2 protein-coding genes are annotated in these 882 nt (G+C 58.3%); one reads left to right on the top strand and one right to left on the bottom strand.

Annotation, left to right across the window (positions count from 1 at the left end):
• Window positions 1–389, bottom strand: a 389-nt coding sequence (locus KHN96_RS22675; RefSeq protein ID WP_211888746.1) for a cation transporter, incomplete at its 3' end; no start/stop codon positions are given.
• A gap of 79 nt (window positions 390–468) precedes the next feature.
• Between KHN96_RS22675 and KHN96_RS22680 the strand changes: the two genes are divergently transcribed.
• The coding region (locus tag KHN96_RS22680; RefSeq protein ID WP_211888747.1) for a transposase at window positions 469–882 on the top strand (414 nt) is incomplete at its 3' end.

Genomic DNA, 882 nt, shown 5'->3' on the forward strand with positions numbered 1-882 from the left:
ATACCACTCGAAAAATTATGCTCATGGCCATCGTTTTCGGAATGGCTAGGTTCGTCCCCGAGCGGTTGAATCGGCTGCGGATCAAACCCGGCCCTGCGAATCACTTCCAGCGCTTGCAGCACAAGGTCTGCTGGGGCATCAATAGCCAGTGTCCGCGCATCGAGTTGAAAGCTTAAACCACGTATGCCGGTGATAGGTTCTAGGGCTCGCCGAATCTCAGATTCTTCAGAGGCGCAGTCCATGCTGGAAATACGAAACACAGTCGCACCTGTTGGCGTGTCGTCGATTACCGGTGCGTGGGTCTGCACAGCGGCAGGCGAGCAATGCTTGGCACATCCGCGACTCTCCGACGTAGCAGAAATTTCATCAAGCTTGGTATTTTGGTTCATGAGGGCTCCTATTGTTCCGTCCATTAGGGAAGGTCTGCAAAACCCCGGCGATGACCGTCGGATGTGAGACAGTATCGACATGAAGCAGATGAGCCTTGGCACCACCGGATTCGAACGCAAGACCAAGCGTACACGCAAGCGCGAGTTCTTGGACGAGATGAACCTGGTGGTGCCGTGGGCCGCACTGGTGGCGCTGATTGCCCCGCATGCACCGGCGCGCAGCCCCAAGGGCGGACGCCCGCCGTTTGCTGTCGAGACCCTGCTGCGTATCCACTTCCTGCAACAGTGGTTCAACCTGTCCGACCCGGCCATGGAAGAGGCGCTGTACGACACGCCGATGTTTCGCGAGTTTGCCGGGCTGGACATGGGCGAAGAGAACCTGCCCGATGAGAGCACCATCCTGCGGTTCCGGCATTTGCTCGAAGAGCACAACCTCGCGTTGCAAATCCTGGCCACCGTCAACGCCACGCTGACGGCCAAGGGCTTGCTGCTC

The sequence above is a fragment of the Ralstonia mannitolilytica genome (assembly GCF_905397375.1).
Classification (GTDB): Bacteria; Pseudomonadota; Gammaproteobacteria; order Burkholderiales; family Burkholderiaceae; genus Ralstonia; species Ralstonia mannitolilytica.